The 24915-nt window shown below is 45.6% G+C and carries 20 protein-coding genes and 1 riboswitch; of the genes, 2 read left to right on the forward strand and 18 right to left on the reverse strand.

Translation table 11 applies throughout. The features are described 5' to 3' along the window. Positions 1–177: 177 nt before the first annotated feature. The 3 genes from sdhB to A8F94_RS05520 are packed head-to-tail and all read right to left on the reverse strand — an operon-like array spanning position 178 to position 3416. Positions 178–984, reverse strand: a complete 807-nt coding sequence (gene sdhB, locus A8F94_RS05510; RefSeq protein ID WP_066196762.1) for a succinate dehydrogenase iron-sulfur subunit — start codon at positions 982–984, stop codon at positions 178–180. 6 nt (positions 985–990) lie between these two features. Further along, complete coding sequence (gene sdhA / locus A8F94_RS05515) at positions 991–2748, reverse strand: succinate dehydrogenase flavoprotein subunit (protein WP_066196766.1); 1758 nt, start codon at positions 2746–2748, stop codon at positions 991–993. Between the two features lie 56 nt (positions 2749–2804). Further along, positions 2805–3416, reverse strand: coding sequence for a succinate dehydrogenase cytochrome b558 subunit (locus A8F94_RS05520; RefSeq protein WP_066196770.1), 612 nt, complete (start codon positions 3414–3416; stop codon positions 2805–2807). A gap of 353 nt (positions 3417–3769) precedes the next feature. Here A8F94_RS05520 and A8F94_RS05525 point away from each other — a divergent pair, with 353 nt between their 5' ends. Then, entirely contained in the window at positions 3770–4213 is a 444-nt protein-coding gene (locus A8F94_RS05525; RefSeq protein WP_066196772.1) for a YslB family protein, read from the forward strand. A gap of 63 nt (positions 4214–4276) precedes the next feature. Here A8F94_RS05525 and A8F94_RS05530 read toward each other — a convergent pair whose 3' ends face one another. From A8F94_RS05530 to zapA, 14 genes are all read right to left on the reverse strand, one after another. Then, on the reverse strand, positions 4277–5506 hold the full coding sequence (locus A8F94_RS05530; protein WP_066197288.1) for an aspartate kinase: 1230 nt from the start codon (positions 5504–5506) through the stop codon (positions 4277–4279). A gap of 422 nt (positions 5507–5928) precedes the next feature. Continuing rightward, positions 5929–6105: riboswitch (Lysine riboswitch) on the reverse strand. A 70-nt stretch (positions 6106–6175) separates the two neighbouring features. After that, positions 6176–7948: an excinuclease ABC subunit UvrC gene (gene uvrC, locus A8F94_RS05535; RefSeq protein WP_066196774.1), complete on the reverse strand. Its 1773-nt coding sequence runs from the start codon at positions 7946–7948 to the stop codon at positions 6176–6178. A 137-nt stretch (positions 7949–8085) separates the two neighbouring features. Further along, a complete protein-coding gene (gene trxA, locus A8F94_RS05540; RefSeq protein WP_066196776.1) occupies positions 8086–8400 on the reverse strand; it encodes a thioredoxin in 315 nt (104 codons plus the stop codon). Positions 8401–8496: 96 nt separating this feature from the next. After that, the gene (locus A8F94_RS05545) at positions 8497–9354 is read right to left on the reverse strand and encodes a nuclease-related domain-containing protein (protein ID WP_175384354.1); all 858 of its coding nucleotides are present in this window, start codon (positions 9352–9354) and stop codon (positions 8497–8499) included. Between the two features lie 386 nt (positions 9355–9740). Further along, a complete protein-coding gene (locus A8F94_RS05550) occupies positions 9741–10718 on the reverse strand; it encodes an electron transfer flavoprotein subunit alpha/FixB family protein (RefSeq protein ID WP_066196780.1) in 978 nt (325 codons plus the stop codon). A 25-nt stretch (positions 10719–10743) separates the two neighbouring features. Beyond that, positions 10744–11517: an electron transfer flavoprotein subunit beta/FixA family protein gene (locus A8F94_RS05555; protein WP_066196784.1), complete on the reverse strand. Its 774-nt coding sequence runs from the start codon at positions 11515–11517 to the stop codon at positions 10744–10746. 123 nt (positions 11518–11640) lie between these two features. Then, positions 11641–12411 carry an enoyl-CoA hydratase gene (locus A8F94_RS05560; RefSeq protein WP_066196786.1) on the reverse strand — a complete coding sequence of 257 codons (771 nt, stop codon included), beginning with the start codon at positions 12409–12411 and terminating at the stop codon, positions 11641–11643. Positions 12412–12436: 25 nt separating this feature from the next. Beyond that, positions 12437–13018, reverse strand: coding sequence for a TetR/AcrR family transcriptional regulator (locus A8F94_RS05565; protein WP_066196788.1), 582 nt, complete (start codon positions 13016–13018; stop codon positions 12437–12439). Between the two features lie 195 nt (positions 13019–13213). Further along, a complete protein-coding gene (locus A8F94_RS05570; RefSeq protein WP_066196790.1) occupies positions 13214–14917 on the reverse strand; it encodes a long-chain-fatty-acid--CoA ligase in 1704 nt (567 codons plus the stop codon). 415 nt (positions 14918–15332) lie between these two features. Next, the gene (locus A8F94_RS05575; protein WP_066196792.1) at positions 15333–15737 is read right to left on the reverse strand and encodes a DUF350 domain-containing protein; all 405 of its coding nucleotides are present in this window, start codon (positions 15735–15737) and stop codon (positions 15333–15335) included. A gap of 19 nt (positions 15738–15756) precedes the next feature. After that, entirely contained in the window at positions 15757–18114 is a 2358-nt protein-coding gene (locus A8F94_RS05580; protein ID WP_066196794.1) for an endonuclease MutS2, read from the reverse strand. A gap of 48 nt (positions 18115–18162) precedes the next feature. Continuing rightward, the gene (gene polX / locus A8F94_RS05585) at positions 18163–19878 is read right to left on the reverse strand and encodes a DNA polymerase/3'-5' exonuclease PolX (RefSeq protein WP_066196798.1); all 1716 of its coding nucleotides are present in this window, start codon (positions 19876–19878) and stop codon (positions 18163–18165) included. An 86-nt stretch (positions 19879–19964) separates the two neighbouring features. Then, a complete protein-coding gene (locus A8F94_RS05590; RefSeq protein ID WP_066196800.1) occupies positions 19965–20507 on the reverse strand; it encodes a CvpA family protein in 543 nt (180 codons plus the stop codon). A gap of 6 nt (positions 20508–20513) precedes the next feature. Beyond that, positions 20514–20774, reverse strand: coding sequence for a cell division protein ZapA (gene zapA / locus A8F94_RS05595; RefSeq protein ID WP_066196802.1), 261 nt, complete (start codon positions 20772–20774; stop codon positions 20514–20516). Between the two features lie 336 nt (positions 20775–21110). Between zapA and rnhC the strand changes: the two genes are divergently transcribed. Further along, the gene (gene rnhC / locus A8F94_RS05600) at positions 21111–22073 is read left to right on the forward strand and encodes a ribonuclease HIII (protein ID WP_066196804.1); all 963 of its coding nucleotides are present in this window, start codon (positions 21111–21113) and stop codon (positions 22071–22073) included. Between the two features lie 424 nt (positions 22074–22497). Here rnhC and pheT read toward each other — a convergent pair whose 3' ends face one another. Then, positions 22498–24909: a phenylalanine--tRNA ligase subunit beta gene (gene pheT, locus A8F94_RS05605; RefSeq protein ID WP_066196806.1), complete on the reverse strand. Its 2412-nt coding sequence runs from the start codon at positions 24907–24909 to the stop codon at positions 22498–22500. Between the last annotated feature and the right edge of the window lie 6 nt (positions 24910–24915).

Below are 24915 nucleotides of genomic sequence, written 5' to 3' on the forward strand. Positions count from 1 at the left end.
ACCTCGTTTCACGGGGTTATTAGCATCATTATATCAAAAACGAAACCCGGAGACATCTAAAGTATTAGGCAGGAGGGTACGGACATTTTTCCATCTTCAAAATCAAATATGAATCAAAAGATATTTTCATAATAAAAAGACTGCCCTTATTACAAAAGGACAGCCTTTCTTCGATAATTATGCGTGATCGCTTCCGAAGAAATTCCGGAATGCCTGTAAAGATGTGTCGCGGTTGAGCGCGGCAATTGAGGTTGTGAGCGGGATGCCTTTCGGGCACGATTGCACACAGTTTTGTGAGTTGCCGCAGCTTGTAATTCCACCGTCGCCCATGATTGCGTTCAGGCGTTCAGCTTTGTTCATTTCACCCGTTGGATGAGCATTGAACAGGCGGACCTGTGACAATGGGGCTGGTCCGATGAAATCGGATTTGTCGTTGACGTTCGGGCAGGCTTCCAGGCAAACGCCGCATGTCATACATTTCGATAGTTCGTATGCCCACTGGCGCTTTGATTCCGGCATACGCGGGCCAGGGCCAAGGTCGTATGTTCCATCGATCGGAATCCATGCCTTAACTTTTTTAAGTGAATCAAACATTCTGCTCCGGTCAACCTGAAGGTCACGGACAATTGGGAATGTTTTCATCGGAGCCAGGCGGATTGGATGCTCCAGCTTATCAACAAGTGCCGAGCAGGATTGGCGCGGCTTCCCGTTGATGATCATCGAACAAGCTCCGCACACTTCCTCAAGGCAGTTCATCTCCCAAGAAACAGGAGATGTTTTTTTCCCGTCCTTTGTTACCGGGTTTTTACGGATTTCCATCAGGGCGGAAATAACGTTCATATTCGGGCGGTATGGCAGGACAAACGTTTCTTCGTAAGGGTCAGAATCAGGAGTGTCCTGGCGTGAAATAATAAACTCTACTGTTTTGGCTGCAGCTGCAGCTGTCTCGTTTACAGGTGTTTCGGTCACTGTTGTTTCAGGCATTCCTATCTACTCCCCTTTCTTTTTCGTATAATCACGTTTACGCGGCTTGATTAGGGACACATCTACATCTTCGTAATAGATATGTGGAGCTGATTTAGAGCCGGTAAACTTGGCCATTGTTGTTTTCAGGAACTCGTCATCGTTACGGTCAGGGAATTCCGGCTTATAGTGGGCACCGCGGCTTTCATTCCGGTTCAATGCACCCAACGTGATGACGCGAGCAAGCTGAATCATGTTTTGAAGCTGGCGGGTAAATGCTGCTCCCTGGTTGCTCCAGCGAGCAGTATCATTTATGTTGATATTTTCATAGCGTTCCAGCAATTCTTCAAGCTTCGCATCTGTCTTGCGCAGCCTGTCATTATGGCGGACAACTGTTACGTTATCGGTCATCCACTCGCCAAGTTCCTTATGAAGAATGTACGCATTTTCAGTTCCATTCATTGACATAATATGGTTCCATTTTGCTTCTTCCTCGCGGACATGGTTTTCATAAACCGACAATTCAACAGCATCCGAGCTCTTCTCAAGGCCATTGATGTACCTTACAGCATTCGGTCCAGCAACCATTCCGCCGTATACTGCGGACAGAAGCGAGTTGGCACCGAGGCGGTTCGCGCCGTGCTGTGAATAATCACATTCCCCGGCAGCGAAAAGCCCAGGAATATTGGTCATTTGATCATAATCAACCCAAAGCCCGCCCATTGAATAGTGGACTGCGGGGAATATTTTCATAGGAACCTTGCGCGGGTCATCGCCCATGAATTTTTCATAGATTTCAATAATGCCGCCGAGCTTAATATCAAGTTCGCGAGGGTCCTTATGGGAAAGGTCGAGGTAGACCATGTTTTCCCCATTGATTCCAAGCTTTTGGTTTACGCAAACATCAAAAATTTCACGCGTTGCAATATCCCTCGGCACAAGGTTTCCGTATGCTGGATATTTTTCCTCAAGGAAATACCATGGCTTCCCGTCTTTATAGGTCCAAATCCGGCCACCCTCACCACGGGCGGATTCACTCATCAAACGAAGCTTGTCATCCCCAGGGATCGCTGTTGGGTGAATCTGGATAAATTCACCGTTCGCATAATGGGCTCCCTGCTGGTAGACAATTGCGGCGGCCGAGCCAGTGTTGATGATGGAGTTTGTTGATTTCCCAAAAATAATCCCCGGTCCGCCAGTCGCCATGATGACGGCATCGGCGGAGAATGAATGGATTTCCATCGATGTCAGATGCTGTGCAGTGATTCCGCGGCATACGCCTTCATCGTCGACAACAGCGCCAAGGAATTCCCAGCCTTCGTATTTGGTGACAAGACCGGCTACTTCATAGCGGCGAACCTGTTCATCCAATGCATATAAAAGCTGCTGTCCTGTAGTCGCGCCAGCAAATGCTGTGCGGTGGTACTGTGTACCGCCAAAGCGGCGGAAGTCAAGCAGGCCTTCAGGCGTCCTGTTGAACATAACGCCCATCCTGTCGAACAGGTGGATAATCCCAGGTGCAGCTTCACACATTGCTTTTACTGGAGGCTGATTCGCTAAGAAGTCTCCTCCATACACTGTGTCATCAAAGTGCTCCCACGGAGAGTCGCCTTCACCTTTTGTATTGACGGCACCATTAATGCCGCCCTGTGCGCAAACGGAGTGCGACCGCTTGACAGGCACGAGTGAGAACAATTCAACCGGTGTTCCCGCTTCGGCCACCTTGATTGTGGCCATCAACCCGGCAAGCCCGCCTCCGACAATAATTACTTTTCCTTTTGCCATCTAGATCCACTCCCTATCCTAATTCCAATTCTGTCAGGTACAAAACCTGGTATGTGTTAAATGGTGAATGCAAATATGGTACGAATTCCAACATAGGAAAGGGCAATAAACAAGCCGATTGTGAAATATGTTGCAAGCTGCTGCGAACGCGGAGTCACAGTAATACCCCAAGTGACCAAGAACGACCAAAGCCCATTGGAAAAGTGGAAGATGGCCGAAATCACGCCGACAACATAAAAAACAACCATGAATGGATTATCAAGAATATCAGCCATCATGTTAAAGTTCACATCAGCGCCAAATGCAGCCGCTACACGTGTTTCCCATACATGCCAGACGACAAAAACGAGAGTAATGATGCCGGTCACACGCTGAAGCGTGAACATCCAGTTTCTAAAAAAACCGTACCGCTTAGGGTTATTTCTTGCCGTATACGCTATGTAAATCCCATAAATGGCATGGTAAAGCAGCGGCAAGTAGATTACTACTGTTTCAAGAACTAGCCTGAATGGGAGATTTCCCATAAACTCGGCTGCCTTGTTAAAGGATTCGGCACCATATGCCGCAAAATGGTTCACCGTCAAGTGCTGGAGCAGGAATACACCAATTGGAATGATTCCAAGCAGTGAGTGTAGCCTGCGGTACAAAAACTCTCTGTTCTCCGCCATAAACATACCCCCTAGTAATTACAATGATGATGGCTCCCCTTCAAAACTTTAAAACTATCATCATTGTGAAAAAGTTATGAATCTTTTTTTACATTATTGTGACATGTTCATTTTACCCCCAGTCTTGGGGGTCGTCAAGAAAACGGATACAGATTTTCAGCTTAAAAACTAAATTTTGAAAATATATTAATATAGGAACTGGAACTCAAAACTCTTACATTACTGAAGTTAAACGCTACGGAACATCTGTGTTTTTTTATAGTAGAATATTCTTCCATCAGCAGTTTTTTGTTTTAGGTTTTTTCGACTGAAAAATTTGTATATAATAGATTGTTAGAGAGAGGGGTATTTTTTTGAACGAATATAGCACATCCGAACATACGGAAACTGAAACTGTAAGTAAATTTGGATATGAATTGATCAGGGAAGTGCTTCTTCCCGAACTCCTCGGCAAAAACGCACCGGAAATTATGTATTGGGCAGGCAAGCTGCTGGCCAGGAAGTACCCATTAAATTCAGTTGATGAAATCAAGGCTTTTTTTGCCCGTGCATCATGGGGAGACCTGTCTGTTACAAAGGAAACAAAGCACGAAATGGAATTCGAGCTTTCAACAGTCCTGCTGGCCTCACGCGTCACATCCAAGGCAGAAACCTATTTCCAGTTGGAAGCAGGATTCCTCGCCCAGCAAATTGAACTGCAAAAAGGCGTCATTGCCGAGGCGTTCGAGCACCCTGTCAAAAAATCAAAATTGGCCTCGTTTACGGTGAAATGGGATAGCAAAGATCACGTTGGATAATGCTTTTGACCGAAGCCCAAAAACCCCTTTCCGCGCATATTGGCGGAAAGGGGTTTTGCTTTGTTAGGAACGGACACTGCTGCCCGCTAATGAAAACGCATCATGAAGCGTCTCGACCGCATGGACCATGAACTTGTCATCAATGACGACCGATACTTTAATTTCGGAAGTGCTGACCATTTTCACCTGGATTCCGTTGTTAGCAAGCACGTTAAACATTTGTGCAGCTACCCCTGGATTGGAAACCATACCAGAACCCACAATGGAAACCTTCGAAAGGCCTGTTTCCGTTTCGATCCGGTCATAGCCGAGAGTATTCCGGCTTGTTTCAAGGACTTCAATCGTCCTTTCAAGATCCTCTGTTTTAATGGAAAAAGAAAGATTGGCTGTTCCTTCCCCAGTAACATTCTGAATAATGATGTCAACGTTTATGCTGTTTTTTGCCAATGCCGCAAAAATGGACGGGAGTCCTGTCAGGGATTCAGACAAGCCCATAACCGATACTCTTGTGATCCGATCTTCAAAAGCAACTCCCCGCACAATCAAATTTTCTTCCATCGATGCTTCCTCCTCAATGATCGTTCCTGCTTCTTTCGACATGCTAGAACGGACAACTAGCGGTATTCCATAATTTTTAGCAAATTCGACTGCCCTCGGATGAAGAACACCTGCACCGAGGTTCGCCAATTCAAGCATTTCATCATATGAAATAGACAATAGCTTTCGTGCATTCTTTACAAAGCGGGGATCGGTTGTAAATACCCCGGTTACATCGGTATAAATATCGCATCGCGCAGCTTTCAATGCTGAAGCGAGTGCAACCGCAGTCGTATCAGAACCTCCCCGCCCGAGGGTTGTAATGTCGCCGGCCTCTGTTATCCCCTGAAACCCTGCAACAACTGCGACTTTCCCAGCTTCAAGCGTTTTTTTCACAGAAGATGGGTCAATCCCCAAAATCCTTGCATTCCCATGGACTGCTTCGGTTTGGATGCCGGCCTGCCAGCCTGTAAAAGAAACTGCCTCCTGGCCCAGTGCCTGCAGTGCCATGCTTAATAGCGAAATCGTTACCTGTTCGCCCGTAGTCAGGAGCATGTCCATCTCGCGTTTGGATGGGGAGGACGTGATTGCTTTCGCTAAAGCAACCAATTCGTCAGTTGTCTTGCCCATTGCTGAAACAACAACTGCGACCTCATTGCCATTTGCCCGTTCCTCAATAACTCTTTTTGCTACATTCATAATCCGTTCTGGTGTTCCGACAGATGTACCTCCAAATTTCTGAACAATAATTGCCACTGTTTCCCCTTCTTTCAATCCGCTTTTCATTATCTCAACAAAGTACAAAAGCGCAAGCGCCTTGCACATCGCCGTACAAACTGGAGGGGCTTCGACTGAGATAAAGGAATCACGAAGAGCGAAGCTACTACCTGCCTTACATCATGAAAAAGCATCTTCGAAAAAGCTACGTGGGCTTTGCGACGAGCTGAAGATATGCTTCCCTGAATAGGCTAAGGCGCAGGAGCACCTAAGCGATTCGATGATGACTTATCGTAGGGAGAAGACCTGAAGTTTGCTAGGCGATAGGCGCTGGAGCTAGACGTGGACAATCTCAATAAAAGAGTTATCCACAATTGCGAAATCAATAGTTATCTCAACATAAAAAGGGCAATGAGATATATCTCATTGCCCAGAATACGCAAAAAAACAATTACGCATCTATGTGAGATAGCTCTCCAGGGTGAGTTACCCTGACAATCCTGCATTTATTCAATACAGAACCAGCATGAGATGGAATGGGCCATCCTCAGCTTCGGCGGTATCCCCTTTCAAAATCCTTCTTAGATTCCCATCATCTCCGGATTCCTACTCATGAAGCCCGCGCCTCTACCTTCACTTTAGAAGTTTAAAGTGATAGTATTATAAAATTTCCATCATTATATCATAGTATAATAAATTCTGACAATCTTAATCCTTTAACTTTTTGATAAGCTCCTCCGCAACCGGCTCTGGTATGCCGATCGCCTGGAATTCTTCAAGGGTCGCTTCTTTCATTTTTTTGACAGAGCCGAAGTTTTTCAGCAATAGTTTTTTTCGCTTTTCACCCACTCCTGGAATCGAATCCAAAACTGACTGAAATGCACTTTTGCCGCGCAGCTGCCTGTGGAATGTAATAGCGAAACGGTGAACCTCATCCTGAATTCGCTGCAGAAGGTAAAACTCCTGGCTATTTCTTGGAAGCGGGACAATTTCAAGCGGATTCCCGAACAGCAGATTGGAAGTTTTATGCTTCTCATCCTTGACGAGCCCGCCTAACGGAATGTCGAGTCCAAGCTCATTCTCAAGTACATCCCTGACTGCCTCGACATGGCCTTTTCCACCATCAATGATAATCAGGTCTGGAAGCGGAAGCCCTTCCTTCAAAGCACGTGAATATCGCCTTCGCGCCACCTCACGCATCGATTCGTAATCATCCGGGCCCTTTACAGATTTGATTTTATACTTCCTGTATTCCTTTTTATACGGCTTCCCATCCATAAACACAACCATCGCCGATACGGGGTCAGACCCCTGGATGTTTGAATTGTCAAAAGCCTCAATCCGGTTTGGTGTATGGATGCGGAGGATCGCGCCCAGATTTTCAACGGCTTTAATCGTACGCTGTTCATCGCGCTCAATAAGCGAAAACTTTTCGGTCAGCGCAATTTGCGCATTTTTTACAGCCATCTTAACTAAATCCTTTTTCGAGCCTCGCTGTGGCTGAAGTACTTTTACACCAAGAAGGGTTTCAGCCATCTGGCAGTCGACACTATCCTGAATAAGAATTTCCTTCGGTTTGAAGTGGTTCGCTTGCTCGTAAAATTGGCCAAGGAACGTCAGCATTTCCTCCTCCGGCTCCCCGTAAATCGGGAACAGGGAAACATCTCGTTCAATTAGCTTGCCCTGCCTGACGAAGAAGACCTGGACACACATCCAGCCTTTATCAACGGCATAGCCAAATACATCGCGGTCCGTGAAATCGGTTGTCGTGATTTTCTGTTTCTCCATTGTCGCTTCGATATGGGCGATCTTGTCGCGGAATTCCTTGGCGCGTTCAAAGTCAAGCTGTTCGGCAGCCTCATTCATCCTTTCGGTCAGTTCCTTCTTAATATCCTTATAACCGCCGTTCAGGAACCGAGTAATTTCGTCGGTCATCTTCTTGTATTCCGACTCCGGCACTTCCTTTACGCAAGGAGCCAAGCACTGGCCAAGATGGTAATAGAGACAAACCCGGTCGGGCAATGTCGCGCATTTCCTGAGCGGATAAATCCGGTCAAGCAGCTTCTTCGTTTCATTCGCCGAGTACACGTTCGGATAGGGTCCAAAATACTTCCCTTTATCCCGCTTTACTTTCCTCGTAATAATCAGCTTTGGATGCCGCTCCGCAGTCAGCTTAATGAACGGATACGTTTTATCATCCTTCAGCATAATGTTATATTTCGGGTCATGCACCTTGATCAAGTTCAGCTCGAGGATCAAAGCCTCGATATTTGAGGAAGTCACGATATATTCAAAGTCCTCTATTTCACCGACAAGCCGCTGCGTCTTTGCATCATGTGATCCGGTGAAATAGGACCTTACTCTGTTTTTTAATACCTTTGCCTTGCCGACATATATAATCGTTCCCTGCCGGTCTTTCATTAAATAGCAGCCTGGCTGGTCCGGCAGCAGCGCCAGCTTTTGCTTAATTATTTCATTCATATCTGCGGACACCGCCTTCTTCTTTGTACAAAAGACTATTATACCGCGTTTTTACCTATTCTACCATAGGTGCCGTGTGGTGCAATTTTTATATAAAAAAACAGCCCGGCAAATTCGCCGGGCTGCTGGTGACTCAATTATAGATGGTTTTCGATAACAGCTGTCAGGTTTTCTTTTGGCTGGAAGCCGACAACTTTGTCAACTTGCTCGCCATCTTTGAAAAGAAGCAGTGTTGGAATGCTCATCACGCCGTATTTGGACGCTGTTTCAGGGTTTTCATCAACATCGAGTTTGACGATTTTTACTTTGTCGCCGATTTCTCCATCGATTTCCTCAAGAACAGGAGCAATCATTTTGCAAGGACCGCACCAAGGTGCCCAAAAATCTACAAGAACAAGGCCTTTTCCGGTCTCACCGGCAAAGTTTTGGTCAGTTACATTTGAAATAGCCATGTTTAAGCCTCCTAATAGGTTCTAAATTCTACCGAAAGTATACCACCATTTACCTATGCACGCTAATAATCTGTCTCACACCTATCGTCCCCATTATTAGCGGTTTGCATTCGGGAGTGAATACGTCCGGCCTTTTGTTTTTCCAGTTTTCACGAGACCCATAGATGAAAGCAGCCGTTTGGCAACATGAGATGAAGATAGTTTTAATAACTCACAGCACTCCTGATTTGATATTGATCCATTTACAACTAAAAGATAGTCTTTTATAACAGAAATGTGAGCTTCCTCTGATAAAACCTGACACCACGAACAATTCCATTTTATACCTTTACGATCCATAGGCCGCCTTAAGCACGTCGGACAGGGTACTCCTTCCATTAACTCAACTTTTCTAAGATTATACTGTTTCATAACATCCATTGTTTCAGGGATATGAGATTCATTTAGGGTCTGGGCGATTTTTTTAATCTCCTCAACTGTAACAAATTCTTTTCTATACCTTTTAGCAAGTTCCAAAACCTTAAGGGGAAAACTTTTTGCGGTACTAACATGCCTCGCTATAGAAACACTGCTGCAGCGGATTAACGCTTTATCGTTACTGATAATGGCAAGGTGTTCAATTGGAGGTATTTCAAACATGTGACTTGCTAACCAACTTTTTAGCTGGTTGCAGTGATTCAGCGCTTGAACGAGTGGATTATCGATGCTAGTAATGGTTTCGTGCCTGGAAATGGTTAGGACACCCGTATCTCCGTTAAAATATAACTCGTTTGAAAAAGCTTTTATTTCAGCTACAAGGAAAAATTTAGTGGTGAGAATGAGGGTATCAATCTGGAAGATAAGTCCTTTAAAGGATAGCCGGAGGTCATGGAGGACAAAGTAATCGTCTGGGAGTAACTGGGCATAATAGTCAGCGTTCTGCTCACCTTTATATCCCTTTTGACGGTTTTTCAAATCTTGTTTTACTCTAGGAACAATGGGATGATTGGGTCTGAGCAGTCTCAGGAGAGCTTCAAGGATTAATATTTTTACCGGTACTTCTCGCGGTTTCAATAATTGCAGATAAATCACTCCTTTTCATTCACTTCCTCTCTATTTCTTCACTATGACACAGGAATCCTTGCAAGGTAGATTATTTTCACCGAACAGACAATTATATTACAAATTTTGTAAGGCTCATCACTTTCAAAAAAATAATTCAGCGAGTTTTGAATTAATTCAGCGCTTTTGAAATTAATTCAGCGAGTTTAGAAATTATTCAGCGACTTTAAAAATCATGAAACACAAAACATTCCTCATAAAGGAAAAACGGGTGGTTTTCACCACCCGCCTATTACTTATTAAGAATGTACCTTCAACTTTTTGAATTCTTCTGTCAGGAGCGGAACTACTTCAAATAAATCTCCGACAATTCCGTAATCCGCGACCTTGAAAATATTCGCTTCCGGGTCTTTGTTGATCGCAACAATTACTTTGGAGTTGGACATTCCGGCCAAGTGCTGGATGGCGCCGGAAATACCGCATGCAATGTACAGGTCAGGTGTAACCACCTTACCAGTCTGGCCGATTTGCAGCGAGTAATCGCAATAGTCGGCATCGCAGGCGCCACGGGATGCGCCGACTGCCCCACCAAGTACCGCTGCCAGTTCCTTCAACGGCTCGAAACCGTCTGCACTTTTGACGCCGCGCCCGCCAGCGACAACTACCTTCGCTTCAGAAAGGTCAACCCCATCGGTTGCTTTCCGAATAACGTCCTTCACGATCGTCCTTAAATCTTTAATCTCGGCGGAAACGGTTTCAACATTTCCGCTTGCTTCTTCATTTTTCTCAAGAGGGGCAATGTTGTTCGGTCGGATTGTCGCAAAAATAACTCCGTCTGTGCTTATTTTCTTTTCAAATGCTTTGCCGGAATAAATCGGCCTCGTGAACACAAGGTTCCCGCCGGCGGATTCGAGAGCTGTTACGTCGGATATTAGTCCGCTGCCAAGTTTCGCCGCTACTTTAGGTGCTAGGTCCTTCCCTTGTGCTGTATGGCCAAGAATGATGCCTTCCGGATTCTCCGATTCAATGACTGTCAATAATGCCTGTGAATATCCGTCCGGAGTATAATTCCCCAGCTTCGCATCCTCGACAACCACTACTCTGTCAGCGCCATACTGGAAAAGCTCCGCTCCTAAAGCGCTTACACTTTCGCCAATCAAAAGCCCGATCACTTCGCCGCCTTCTGCAACAGTTTTACCGGCAGCTATCGCTTCAAACGAAACATTTCTTAACGAACCGTCGCGGACTTCGCCTACTACCAATACTTTTCTCGCCATATTATTCCCTCCGTCTCTGTATCTATTAAACTACTTTCGCTTCCCTGTGCAAAAGCTGGACTAGTTCCTTTACCTGGTCGGCAATCTCTCCTTGCAGGACGCGCCCTGCTTCCTTCTTTGGCGGCAGATAGATTTCGATTGTCTTTGTCTTTGCTTCGATATCATCTTCTTCGAGATCAAGATCATCCAATTCAAGCTCTTCAAGCGGCTTCTTTTTCGCCTTCATTATGCCTGGAAGTGAAGGATAGCGAGGGTCGTTCAGCCCTTGCTGAGCAGTCACAAGCAGCGGCAAGGACGTTTCTACGATTTCGGAGTCACCTTCGACATCACGTGTTACAGTAACAGTGCTCCCATTGATATCAAGCTTGGTGATTGTCGTTACATACGGAATGCCAAGCAATTCAGCAACTCGCGGGCCAACCTGTCCTGAACCCCCATCGATTGCGACATTCCCGCCAAGAATCAGATCCGCATCCTTATCCTTCAAGAACTCGGCAAGGACTTTTGCAGTCGTAAATTGGTCGCTGTTTTCGACGTCATCCTCGATATTAATCAGGACAGCTTTATCAGCACCCATTGCCAGCGCTGTGCGTAGCTGTTTTTCTGCCTCTTCAGAGCCAACCGTGACGACTGTCACTTCGCCTCCCTGCGCATCCCTGACACGGATTGCCTCCTCGATTGCATAATCGTCATAAGGGTTAATGATGAATTCAGCGCCATCCTCATTGATTTTGCCGCCCGAAATCGAAATTTTTTCTTCAGTATCGAACGTTCTTTTCATTAATACAAAAATATTCATGCCATTTCCCTCCCAAGTTTCAAGATTTCATTTCTTCGAAAGATTTAAAAAAATCGGGACAAAAAAATCCCTGTATGGATATCACTGCCAGGCTGGACGAAACCAGCCTGACAGATCTATCAATTATCCTTTAAAATTCGGTTCGCGCTTTTCGATAAATGCCTGGATGCCTTCTTTGCCATCCTCTGATATGAACACTTCGCCGAACAGTTCAGCTTCGCGTTTCACACCTTCGTAAAACTCGCCTGATTTTGAATAGTTAAGAAGTTCAATCGCAGCCTTTAACGAGCCAGAGCTCTTCTTGGCTATTTTCTTTGCCAATGTAAAAGCATGCTCCAAAAGTTCCGCTTCTGGATAGGCATGATTGGCCAGCCCATATTGGACTGCCTCAAGCCCTGTAATTGGCTCGGATGTAAACAACATTTCCGCTGCCCGAGCAAAGCCTACGAAGCGCGGCAGCCTCTGGGAACCTGCAAAACCTGGAACTAGCCCAAGCTGGAGTTCAGGAAGGCCTAGCTTGGCTGTCTCACTGACGAGGCGGATGTGGCAGGCCATCGCCAACTCAAGCCCGCCGCCCAAAGCAGCGCCATGGATAGCGGCAATGATTGGTTTGGGGAATTTTTCCATCCTGTCAAAAAGGTCCTGCCCCAGCTTGCCATGCGCTGCAAATTCACTTTCCGATTTAATGCTCGTAAATTCTTTAATATCCGCGCCCGCCGAGAAGAACCTGCCTTCACCATGGATCAGCAGCACCTTGATGTCGGTTCTTGGTTCAATTTCATCGAGTATCGCGGAAAGCTCCTTCAACACTTCCGAGGAAAGAGCATTTGCTGGCGGCCGGGTAATTGTAATCTTAGCGATTCCGCCTTCATCGGCCCATTTTAAAAGTTCCAACGTCCAATCCCCCTTATGTGAAAATTTAACGGCTAATCCCATTCATCAACAATCCGTGCACGGGACCACTTAATGCATTTAAGTCATACTTTTGTTCATTCATAACCCAGGACGTTACCGTTTCATCGATTGTCCCAAATATCATTTGCCTTGCAAGCCTTACGTCCAGCCCATCAGAAAATTCCTGATTGGCCTTTCCCTCATTGAGGATTTTATCTATTAGCTTCAGATACCCTTTAAGGACTTCATTTATTCTAAGGCGAAGCTCCTTGTTTGATTGCCTCAGCTCGAGTTGGGTAACAATGGCTAAATGGTGATCCTCCGACAGCATTTTAAAGTGGGATGAAACCAATAGTAATAACTTCTCTGCGGCTGTCCCTTTTCCTGCCATCATCGCTTCGATTTTTTCTATGTAGGTACCCATTTTTTCTTCAAATAAAGAAATGAGGATATCTTCCTTGTTTTTAAAATACAAGTAAATCGTCCCATCTGCCACACCGGCTTGTTTGGCAATCTTGGATACCTGCGCCTGATGATAGCCGTGTTCCGCTATGACTACAACAGCCGCATCAATGATTTGCATGTATTTTGGCTTATTCTTCTTCACTTCCTCATCCCTCCTTTCGAAGAAAAATGAATGACCATTCATTCATAATTTTATTGTACGTCTTCGCTGCTTTTACTGTCAAGCTTACTGCACCCTTTTCATTTCAAAATTGCTTACCGAATTACTATACCACAATTTTAACCTGTATGTTCTTCCCACAGCAAAAACAAGAAGCCGCCTAGGCGGCCCCGTCTATTAGGCATGCTTTTGTTCTTCCTCGGCAAGCTTTCTTTTTTCCTCATCAATCAATGCACGCCTGAGGATCTTACCTACAGCGGTTTTAGGAAGTTCATCCCTAAATTCATAGATGCGCGGAACCTTGAACGAAGCAAGATGTTTCCGGGCAAATTCATCGAGCTCCTTTTCCGAAAGGGTTTCCCCTTCCTTCAATACTACGTATGCTTTCACCGTCTCGCCGCGATATGGATCCGGGATACCCGCGGCGACCACTTCCTGGATTGCTGGGTGTTCATAAAGGACCTCCTCAATTTCGCGAGGATAAATATTGAATCCGCCAGCTATAATCATATCCTTTTTCCGGTCGACAATATAAAAATAGCCGTCCTCATCCATGTAGCCAAGATCCCCAGTCAAAAGCCAGCCATCCCTCAATGTCATTGCTGTATCCTCAGGCCGCTTCCAATATCCCTTCATTACCTGAGGACCTTTGACGGCAACCTCACCAATTTCTCCTGGCGGAAGCGGTTCGCCATTTTCAAATGACAGAATGACTGCATCCGTATCAGGCCAAGGGACACCGACACTTCCCTTTACCCTGGGGCGGTTCCAAAGAAAGTTGGCGTGTGTTACAGGAGATGACTCTGTGAGTCCGTAGCCTTCAACAAGCTTTCCTCCTGTAACTTCTTCAAATTTTTCCTGAATTTCAACAGGCAGCGGGGCAGAACCGCTAATACATGAATCGATAGAGGAAAGGTCATATTTCTTAATATCCGGATGGTTCAATAGCCCGATATAAATAGTTGGAGCGCCTGGAAAGAGGGTCGGACGCTTTTTTTGGATCATTTTAAGTGTATTTCCTGCATCGAATTTCGGCATAAGAATCATTTCATGGCCTTCTATAATAGATTGAAGCAATACAGTCGTCATTCCATACACATGAAAAAGCGGCAGGATACCAAGTATTTTTTCCTGGCCTCGTTTACATTTGTACATCCATGTTTTACACATCATCACATTGGAAATCAGGTTTTTATGCGTCAGCATGACACCCTTGGGAAATCCGGTTGTTCCGCCGGTATATTGCAGAAGTGCCAGATCCTCCTCAAAATCAAATGGGTGAACTTCAAGTGGGCCTGCCGGTTTTTTCATAATTTCCGTAAACAGGTGGTCACTTCCTTCATGCTTTACTTTCACAACTATCCCGTATTGCTTTTTCTGGATGAAGGGGTAAATTAAATTTTTCGGGAATGGGAGATAGTCTTTGATAGCGGTTACAATTATGTGTTTTAAATCAGTCTGTTTCATGACTTTTGAAACACGCGGGTACAATATGTCGAGGGTTAAGATGGCTAGTGCTCCTGAATCCTTCATTTGATACTCCAGCTCGCGTTCCGTGTACAAAGGGTTCGTCTGGACAACGACTCCGCCAGCCAATAAAATTCCAAAGAAACTGATTACTGCCTGAGGGCTATTTGGCAGCATCACTGCCACACGGTCGCCTTTGCCAATTCCCAAGGACTGCAGGTAGGATGCCAGTTTTTGTGCCGACTCTCTAACCTCTTGAAAGGTTAAATCCTTTCCCATGAAATGAATAGCCGTTTTGTCCGGGAATTCTTCAGCCGCCTTTGAAAGATAATCCTGCAGTGGATCGGTGGGATATTCAAGCATTGCCGGAATTTCTTCAGGATAATGTTTTAGCCATGGCTTCGTTTTGCTCATAAGCGCCTCCTTTTGTTAAGTTTTTTAAAAATTCTTTCATTTTCTTTTTTCCATTATAATCTATTCACCTGCATACGACAAACAGAATACATTTTCCTATTAAACTGTGATTGCTTCCATTACTATGTACTTACTACTTAGGTATAAAGACAGAAAGGGCGTCCCAGTTATCTCCTTGGGACACCCTTTCATTTTTAGGCAATAAACACCATATAAATAACCCCTATCAGGAAAAAAAGGCCGCACAGAGCCAGCAGTATCTTCCCCAGTCTTTCCATTTTACTTCCCTCGCTTTATCCCGCATTAACGGGCTGTAAGTCCTCCCTCAAGGCCTGAAAGGAATCAAAAAAGTTTAGGTTGGAGGCTCAACTAACAATCAGCGGCAGATAAATCCCCCACTGATTGAACCCCCACCTTATATACCGGACCCAATGATGAACGACAGGCCAATTGAAATAACCATTGAAATGAAACCAACAGCCCAATTGCCTTTTTCGATTTCCTCATCCACATTGAATTTCGGTGAAAGGAACTCGAAAATAAAATATCCGCATAACAGAAGGGCGAATCCGTATACACCCCAGCCAATCATTGAAAGCAGCGAACTATGTTCAAGGATAGTATAGCGGAATATGTTTGCGATACCCAGTATCTTTCCGCCTGTTGCCATGGCTACAGCCATATTTCCCTTTTTGATTTCTTCCCAGTTATCATATTTGGTCACCAATTCAAATACTGCCAGGAAAAGCACAAGGCAAAGGACAACGACACTGTAATATGCTGCAATTTGAATATATTCATTTTGCCAGAATTGTTCCATACCGCTATTCTCCCCGATTTTATTTGAATTCCGCGACCGTTACCCCGGTTCCGCCTTCTCCGGCATCACCAAATCGAATCTTTTTAACTGAACGGTGGTTGCGAAGATATTCCTGGACTCCCTGCCTTAGCGCGCCAGTCCCCTTGCCATGAATAATCGATACACGTGGATAGCCTGCCAGAAGGGCGTCATCAATGTACTTTTCCACCTTCATTAAGGCGTCTTCATACCGCTCTCCGCGCAGGTCGAGCTCGAGGCTGACATGGGCATCGCGGCCTTTGACAATCGCCATTGGCTTGACTTCCTTAGGTTTTGGCACATTTATATATTCAAGGTCCTTTTCTGCTACCTTCATTTTGAGGATGCCAATCTGAACCTGCCATTCATCATTGGAGGATTTTTCTAACAGCGTTCCTTTTTGATTGAACGTGAGAACCTTTACTTCATCCCCTGGTTTGAAGGTGTGCTTCGCTGCCTTCCTTGCACCCGGCTTCTCTGTTTTCTTTACTTCGGGAGCGGCTCCGGCTAATCGCTGCCTAGCTTCAATTAATTCGTGCTCCTTGATTTCAGCATTCTTTTCGAGACGCATTTTTCTAAGATCTGAAATAATGTCTTCCGCTTCACGTGTCGCGTTTTCAACAATTTTACGCGCCTTCTCTGCCGCTTTCTCCATCAAGGTATCCTTTTGTTCATAATACTCGATAACTTGTTTTTGAAGGTCGGCGTGCAGTTTTTCGGCCTGGCGGCGGAGATCATGTGCATCTGCAAGCTCTTCCTCGGCCTCGCGCCTGCTTGTCTCAAGCGACGAAATCATCTTGTCGATTTGCGAACTGTCCTCGCCGACATGAGACCTCGCATTGGTAATGACATTTTCATCCAAGCCAAGGCGTTTTGAAATCTCGAACGCGTTGCTTCGGCCTGGTACCCCAAGCAGCAGCCTATAAGTCGGGCTCAGTGTTTCAATGTCAAATTCGACGCTCGCATTCATCACTCCGCCCCGGTTATACCCATAGGCCTTCAATTCAGGATAATGTGTAGTCGCAATGACTCTGGCCCCTCGGTTGTGTACTTCATCGAGGATGGAAATCGCCAGGGCAGCTCCCTCCTGTGGATCTGTTCCTGCACCAAGCTCATCAAAGAGAACGAAACTATTGCCGTCCGCTTTTTTCAGGATGTCGACTATATTTACCATATGAGATGAGAACGTACTTAAGCTTTGCTCAATGGATTGTTCATCGCCGATGTCCGCATATACTGCGGAGAAAACAGCCAGCTCCGATCCATCGAGGGCTGGTATCTGCAAACCGGACTGCGCCATCAGCGTACATAGCCCGACCGTTTTCAAGGTTACCGTCTTACCGCCTGTATTCGGTCCTGTAATGACAATTGTTGTATAATCCTTCCCAAGCAGGATGTCATTCGGTACAACAACATCGGCCGGTATTAATGGATGCCGGGCCTTGTACAGGGCTATTCTGCCTTCGTTGTTCATCTTGGGCCTCGAACCTTTTATTGAACGGCCATAACGTGCTTTTGAAAAAATAAAATCGAGCTCTCCAAGCACATCCGTCATCACTTCCAGTTCAGGACTATGCTCGGCAACACGTGACGACAATTCAGACAGGATCCGTTCGATCTCAAGAGATTCCTTGACCCTGATGTCCTGAACCTGATTGTTAAGCTGAACAACCGATTGGGGCTCAATGAACAGCGTTTGGCCGGATGAGCTTTGGTCATGAATAATCCCTCCATAATGGCCGCGGTATTCCTGTTTAACAGGGATGACAAACCTGTCATTCCGGATGGTAATGATGGCATCTGAGAGCATTTTCTGGGCATTTGAAGAGCGAATCATGCTCTCCAGCTTTTCCCGGACCCTTGCTTCGTTCGAACGCAGCTGCTGCCTGAGCGCCCTTAGCGTTTCGCTTGCTGTATCAAGAACCTCACCGCCTTCGTCAATCGCCATTTTGATAGCCTGCTCCAGATTTCCAAGCGGGGCAATCTGGCTCGTATACTCAAACAAATGAGGGATTTTACTGTTCTCATCATGGAGATTTTCAATAAACCGTTTAATCTGCCTGCTGGCTGAAATTGTACTTGCAATCTGGACAAGCTCCATCGGGCTCAGCGTCCCGCCAATAACTGAACGTTTGAGATGGGCTCTGATATCATGGATTCCTGACAGCGGCACATTCCCTTTCAGCCTGAGAGCCGTCGCTGCTTCATCTGTTTCTTCCTGGAGCCTTTCTACTTCTTCAAACTCAGTAGAGGGAACAAGCTTGGACAGCTTTTCCCGCCCAAGCGGGGATGAAGCGAATTCCGCCAGCTGCTCCCGGACTTTGAAAAACTCAAGGACTTTCAATGTTCTTTCCTGCATGGAGAAGCTCTCCTTTATCTTTATGCTGCCATGATTTAAGCAGCTATTTTATATATTCCGATGGTGTAAAAATTGGAGTAATTCGTCCAATGTATACGTATTGAGAACTGAACTGCTTTTAATCCAGCCCTTCCTTGCTGCGGCAACCCCGATACCCATATGGTTCAGCATCCCGGTTTTATGGGCATCCGTATTAATTGCCACCTTCACCCCAACTTCCTGCGCTTTCTTTAAGTATTCGTAAGACAGGTCGAGGCGATGCGGATTCGCATTTAGCTCCAGGGCTGTATTCGTTTCTTTTGCAAGCGAAATCAGCATCTCTATATCAACATCATATCCTGCCCGTCTCCCTATCAGCCTTCCAGTCGGATGGGCAATGATATCCACATGCGGGTTTTCAAGGGCCGTTTTCAGCCTCATCATTATTTTTTCCCTAGGCTGTGAAAAAGAGGAATGAATCGACGCAATGACAATATCAAGTTCCGCCAGCAGCTCATCTTCATAATCAAGAGTGCCATCCGGAAGAATGTCCATCTCGACTCCGGATAAGATTTTGAAATCGGTATACTTGGCATTCAGGCGGCGAATTTCTTCATTCTGCTCCCTGAGCCGTTCCGGAGTCAGGCCGTTTGCGACCTTTAAATACTGGGAATGGTCGGTAATTGCGATATAGCGATATCCCTTTTCCCTGCATGCTTCTGCCATTTCTTCAATTGTATGGGCACCATCACTCCATGTTGAGTGCATATGGAGGTCACCCTGGATTTGGTCAAGCGATACAAGTCCAAGTTCTGGTGTATATTTCTCCACTTCTGTGCCATCCTCCCGAATTTCTGGAGGGATAAACGGCAGGCCGAAATGTGCATAAAATTCTTCTTCGCTTTCAAACGTCTTGACGCCTGATTCCGATTCGACTCCATATTCACTAATTTTTTCCCCGCGTTCCTTTGCAAGCTGCCTCATCCGGACATTGTGGTCCTTTGATCCAGTAAAATGATGGAGTGCAGTGGCATGTTCAGCAAGGGTAACGAGTCTGAAGTCTGCAGATATGTCATATTCAAATCCAAACGTAATGGATACCTTTGTATCGCCTGCACCAATAACCTCTTTAACATCTGGTAAAGCAAGCAGCTGTTCCCTTACAGATTCAGGGCTGGAGGTCGCGATGATAAAATCGAGGTCCTTAACGGTTTCAGCCCATCTGCGAATGCTCCCGGCTCTTGAAAATTTTTCAATATCACTCATAGCGGCTAATTGTGCTTCTATTTTTTCCGCGATTGGAAGCATATAGGCAAGCGGAAGCCTTTCTGGGCGTTCGCCTGCTTTTTCAATCGCCGCGAGGATTTTTTCCTCGGACTTCTTCCCAAAACCAGGCAGCTCCGAAATTTTATGTAAGCGGCAGGCTTCCTCAAGGTCAGCAATGTCCTCGATTCCGAGAAGGTCATGAAGCTTGGCTAGTTTCTTTCCGCCGAGGCCAGGCAGCTTTAAAAGCGGGACCAGTCCTGCAGGCACTTCTTCTTGCAGCTCCTTAAGAACCGTAGAGCCGCCTTCGGTGATATATTCCTCAATGACGGCCGCCGTCCCTTTGCCGATTCCGGGAATGGCCGTAAAATCGGTTATTCCAGACAGGCTTCGGTTATCTGTTTCCAACGCGAATGCCGCTTTTCTGAAAGCCGATACCTTAAACGGATTTTCTCCCTTAAGTTCCATATAAACAGCAATCGTTTCCAGTAATCCTATAACATCTTTTTTATTCGTTTCCATAGTTTGTACCCACCATCCTTTCAGTACGTTTAAAAATCCGAAAAGTTCCGTTAAAGAAAGAAAAACTCCTCTGCTGTCAGAGAAGTTCAAGCAGCTATATAGTCTATCCACCATTCCTTGAGCTGCTGTGAAAGAACCGGAGTATGTTTAATCATCGCTTCGGCCAGGACAGAGTTTTCAAGCTGCTCTTGAATCAATCCAATTGGGACAAGCGCCCCGATATACAACAATAGTAACAGAATCAAGTAGACTTCCAAAAAACCAAGCACTCCGCCTGCCCAAATATTCAGGTGCCTTAAGATAGGCAAGTGGGACAAGAAATCCAGCATTGACCCAATAATTTGAATCAGAATCTTCACAGCGATAAAAATCCCAATGAACGCAAATGCCCGATAAAATGCATCCTCCGCCCCTGTCGCGGATGTCAGGACTGACAGCGGCGACGTTTCGCCAAGATTCGGATACGGAACCCAAAGCTTCAGCTTCGGAGCAAGGATATCATAATACTTATAGGCTACTATGTAGGCAACAATAAATCCCGTGATATGAATCAATTGCAGGATGAAGCCCCTTTTCAGGCCAATAAAAAACCCCATAATCAATAAAAGAATAATTGCTAAATCCAGCATTCCCCTTTATCCCTTTTCCCTTTCCGTTTCTGTTTTCAGCTTTTCCAGCTGGTCTCTAAGTTTAATAAGGTCATTTACAGCATTTACCGCGGTCAGTACAGCCAGTTTATTCGCATCTAACGAAGGATTCTTGGAACTGATTTCCCGCATTTTGTCATCGACCAGCGATGCAACCAGCCTGACATGGCTCGAGCTTTCCGGGCCAATTATGACATATTGCTGGCCATAAATATCGACCGTTGTCCTATTTTTATTTACATTCGACACGTAATTGCCTCCATTCAAAGAATCCTAATCCCTATCATACCATGAACACGCTTTTCAGGAAAAGTGTAACTGTACAGCATGTTAAATCAAGAGTTTTCTTAAGAATTTTTTGTCAGATTATGATGCTTTTTCAGCATATGATTTTTTGATTTATCCACGGGTTTTTCCGAGATTAATCTTGAAAGAAATGTGGCTGCGCAGATTAATCCTTCAATTAATCGAAGAAATAAACATACCTAACTTAAAGAATATGGCTATACAGCTTTAAGCCGGTTAATACTGTTAAAAAATTATGCTACAATAGGCTGACAAGAAACCTTAAAGGAGTGCAGATCATTGGGAACTGCCGTCATTACCGTAACAACTGACAAAATAAATCAGCTCAGGGATCATTATTCACGATACATAATTGATAAACTTCCGCAGGGCAGCGTTTTTGCAGCCAAAACACCTGTCTGTATGGTTACTGCCTATAAATCCGGAAAAGTCTTGTTTCAGGGTGCCGGTGCCGAAAGTGAAGCCGCCCAATGGGCTGCTCTCTCTTCCAGTCCAGCTGCTGCGTCCCCCGGCAAAAAAACTTCCCAAAAGCCTGCTCCCGGCTCCCATTTGCCTGCAGGCTTCGGGCTTTTATCAGTCATAGGCTCTGATGAAGTAGGAACAGGCGATTATTTTGGGCCCATTACTGTAGTGGCTGCCTATGCGCGAAAACAGGATTTCCCACTCCTAAAGGAACTCGGCGTCCGAGATTCAAAGGATTTGAATGATGAAAAAATCATTGCGATTGCAAAGGACATAAAGGACGTGATTCCTTACAGCCTGCTGACACTCCATAACGAAAAATACAATAAGCTGCAGCAGTCGGGAATGTCTCAAGGGAAATTAAAGGCACTCCTTCATAATCAGGCGATTGGGCATGTCCTGAAAAAAATCGCGCCCGAAACACCCGATGCCATCCTGATTGATCAATTTGCAGAACGAGGCGTTTATTACAATCATTTACGGGGCCAGCAGGCGATAATTCGTGACAACGTCTACTTTAGTACAAAAGCAGAAGGTCTGCATTTATCTGTAGCAGCAGCATCTATTCTTGCACGCTACGCGTTTATAAGGCATTTTGAAAATCTTTCTGAGGCAGCTGGTTTTCTAATCCCAAAGGGAGCTGGCCCGAAAGTGGATGAAGCAGCTGCGAAACTGATCTTGGCAAAGGGGCAAGAAGTTCTTCCGAAGTTCGTAAAGCTCCACTTCGCCAATACTCAAAAAGCAATGAACCTTGTCTCAAGGAGAAGGAGCAACCGATAACTACATAATTTCCTTTTACTACAGTATAAATGATGGCAAAATGGGGATTTCCAAGATGCGGAAGAGCACTCATTAATAGTAAAAAAAGAGTTGGGACGAATTCGCCCCAACTCTTTTTGTATTTAGGTCATTAGCGGAAAATTGATCCTCGCTTTTTAAATAATCTTATGGGACGGATCACACCTTGGAGTCGCCGTTCCGTCCCATAAATCATACTTATCGGACGAATCTCTCCTCGCAATTCGCTGTTTCGTCTCATAAATTATACTTATCGGACGAATCTCTCCTCGAATTCGCCGTTCCGTCCCATAAATCATATTTATCAGACGAAACACACCTAGAACAACGTTGATTCGTCCGTTAAATCATGTTACAGAAACTTTCTTGCCGCGGATGATTCCTTCTACTTACAAAGAGTAAGAGGTTATCCCCTCAGCACAGCCCCTGCTTTTTCCTTGAGTACTTCAAGTACTTTATCATGGACCTTGGTGACTTCCTCATCAGTCAATGTCCGTTCAGGGTTAAAGTATTTCAGTGAAAAGGCAATCGACTTTTTGCCTGGTTCCATATGTTCGCCTTCATAAAGGTCAAACACTTCGGCTCCCTTTAGAAGCGGTGCGCCAGCTTCAAGGATGATGCCGCGCAGTTCTCCGGCAGCAGTTGATTGATCAACTACAAGCGCGATATCCCTTGTAATGGAAGGGAATCTTGGAATTGGCTCATAGTGCAGTGGTTCAGTCTCTGCTTCAAGCAACACATTAAGCTTAAGTTCAAATACATACGTATCTTTTAAATCCAGCGCTTTTTGCAGTGTCGGATGAACCTGGCCTACAAAGCCAATTCGTTCCCCGTCCAAACGGATTTCAGCTGTACGGCCCGGATGCATGTTTTCAAGCTGGGCAGCAGCATACGTAACCCGCTCTGATAGGCCCAGTTTTTCGGTAAGGCCTTCGAGTATCCCTTTCAGCACGAAGAAATCTACAGGTTTCTTCTCACCCTGCCAAGGATGGGATTGCCATAAGCCTGTGACCGCAGCCGCAAGATGCTCCTCTTCGACCGGCAGTTCTTCTCCTTTTGAAAGGAATACCGCTCCAACTTCATAAACTGCTAGGCTGTCAGCCTGGCGGGCACCGTTGTATTTCAGTACTTCCAGCAATTGAGGAAGAACGCTTAGCCGAAGCTGGCTGCGCTCTTCGCTCATCGGCATTGCCAGCTTAATGGGTTCTGTTTTTTCAAGGGCGAATTGAGAAACCTTTTCCTCGCTTGTTAATGAGTAAGTTACAGCCTGGTAAAGGCCTGCGCCTTCAAGATATCTCCTGACAATTCTTCGTTTTGCCTGGTAAGAAGTCAGTTTTCCTGCCAACTGTTCACCGGAAGGCAATGTTTGCGGGATGTTATCATAGCCATAAAGGCGGGAAACTTCCTCGTACAGGTCTTCCGGAATGGTGATGTCGCCACGGCGGGTTGGAACAGCTACGGTGACGTCCCGTCCTTCTACGGAAGCTTCAAAGCCCAACCTCGCAAAAATATCGGTTACATCGTCCAATGTCAATTCCATACCAAGGAAGGTATTCAATTTTTCCATATTAAGCGAGACAACTGCAGGCTCAACAGTCAGAGTGTCTGCTTCCACAGAACCTTCGAGAACCTCACCCCCTGCATATTGTGCCATCAAAGCGGCTGCACGCTCACCAGCTGCACGGACACGGTTTGGATCGACACCTTTTTCATAACGGGAACTTGCCTCACTTCGCAGGCCATGGTCTTTTGAGGCCTTACGGATTGTACCTCCCGTGAAATAGGCCGCCTCAAGCAGGACAGTTGTTGTATCAGCAGAAACTTCTGAATTTGCCCCGCCCATGACTCCCGCAATCGCTACTGGTTCGGTTCCATTTGTGATAACAAGATGGTCAGGTGTAAGTGTCCGTTCTACATCATCAAGCGTAACGATTTTTTCATCAACACGTGCACGGCGGACAAGAATTTCCTTTGAGCCGAGTTTATCATAATCGAAAGCATGAAGCGGCTGGCCGTATTCAAGCAAAATATAGTTCGTAATATCAACAACATTATTGTGCGGGCGAATTCCGGCTGCCATCAGGCGAGTTTGCATCCAAAGCGGCGAAGGGCCGATTTTGACGTTTTTTATTACCTTCGCAGCATAAAGCGGATTGTCTTCTGGAGCTTGCACTGTGACTTTAATATAATCAGATGCTTTTTCATCCGACTCAGCCAGTTTCGTTTCAGGGAGCTTAACCTCTCTCCCTAAAATTGCAGCCACTTCATAGGCAACACCGAGCATGCTCATGGCATCTGCCCTATTTGGTGTCAAGCCTAATTCAAGCACCTTGTCATCGCGGTTCAGCGCCTCAATCGCGTCATGACCCGGAACTGCATCACTAGGGAAAACAAAGATTCCCTCTGCGTACTCTTTTGGAACGATTTTGCCTTCCATTCCAAGTTCCTGAAGCGAGCAAATCATTCCGTTTGATTCTTCACCACGGAGCTTTGCCCGTTTAATTTTAAAGTTGCCTGGCAAAACCGCCCCGTTTTTGGCAACTGCCACTTTTTGCCCTTCCGCCACGTTAGGAGCACCGCAAATAATTTGGACAGGGTTTTCCTCGCCAATATCAACAAGACATTTGCTTAATTTATCAGCGTTTGGATGCTGTTCGCGCTCAAGCACATGCCCGATGACCACACCTTTGATTCCTTCGTTCAGCGTTTCAACGCCCTCAACTTCAATCCCGCTCTTTGTAATCTTTTCAGCCAACTCTTCAGCTGTTACTCCTGATAAATCCACATAATCCTGAAGCCATTTATATGAAACAAACATTTGTAG

This window comes from Bacillus sp. FJAT-27225 (genome assembly GCF_001685025.1).
In the GTDB taxonomy this organism is placed as follows: domain Bacteria; phylum Bacillota; class Bacilli; order Bacillales; family Cytobacillaceae; genus Bacillus_D.

Excerpts from the sequence above, each read along its gene's own strand:
- sdhB (WP_066196762.1), bottom strand. The coding sequence starts at position 984 with ATGCCTGAAACAACAGTGACCGAAACACCTGTAAACGAGACAGCTGCA.
- sdhA (WP_066196766.1), bottom strand. The coding sequence starts at position 2,748 with ATGGCAAAAGGAAAAGTAATTATTGTCGGAGGCGGGCTTGCCGGGTTG.
- A8F94_RS05520 (WP_066196770.1), bottom strand. The coding sequence starts at position 3,416 with ATGGCGGAGAACAGAGAGTTTTTGTACCGCAGGCTACACTCACTGCTT.
- uvrC (WP_066196774.1), bottom strand. The coding sequence starts at position 7,948 with ATGAATGAAATAATTAAGCAAAAGCTGGCGCTGCTGCCGGACCAGCCA.
- trxA (WP_066196776.1), bottom strand. The coding sequence starts at position 8,400 with ATGGCTATTTCAAATGTAACTGACCAAAACTTTGCCGGTGAGACCGGA.
- A8F94_RS05550 (WP_066196780.1), bottom strand. The coding sequence starts at position 10,718 with ATGGCGAGAAAAGTATTGGTAGTAGGCGAAGTCCGCGACGGTTCGTTA.
- A8F94_RS05555 (WP_066196784.1), bottom strand. The coding sequence starts at position 11,517 with ATGAATATTTTTGTATTAATGAAAAGAACGTTCGATACTGAAGAAAAA.
- A8F94_RS05570 (WP_066196790.1), bottom strand. The coding sequence starts at position 14,917 with ATGAGCAAAACGAAGCCATGGCTAAAACATTATCCTGAAGAAATTCCG.
- A8F94_RS05575 (WP_066196792.1), bottom strand. The coding sequence starts at position 15,737 with ATGGAACAATTCTGGCAAAATGAATATATTCAAATTGCAGCATATTAC.
- A8F94_RS05580 (WP_066196794.1), bottom strand. The coding sequence starts at position 18,114 with ATGCAGGAAAGAACATTGAAAGTCCTTGAGTTTTTCAAAGTCCGGGAG.
- polX (WP_066196798.1), bottom strand. The coding sequence starts at position 19,878 with ATGGAAACGAATAAAAAAGATGTTATAGGATTACTGGAAACGATTGCT.
- A8F94_RS05590 (WP_066196800.1), bottom strand. The coding sequence starts at position 20,507 with ATGCTGGATTTAGCAATTATTCTTTTATTGATTATGGGGTTTTTTATT.
- pheT (WP_066196806.1), bottom strand. The coding sequence starts at position 24,909 with ATGTTTGTTTCATATAAATGGCTTCAGGATTATGTGGATTTATCAGGA.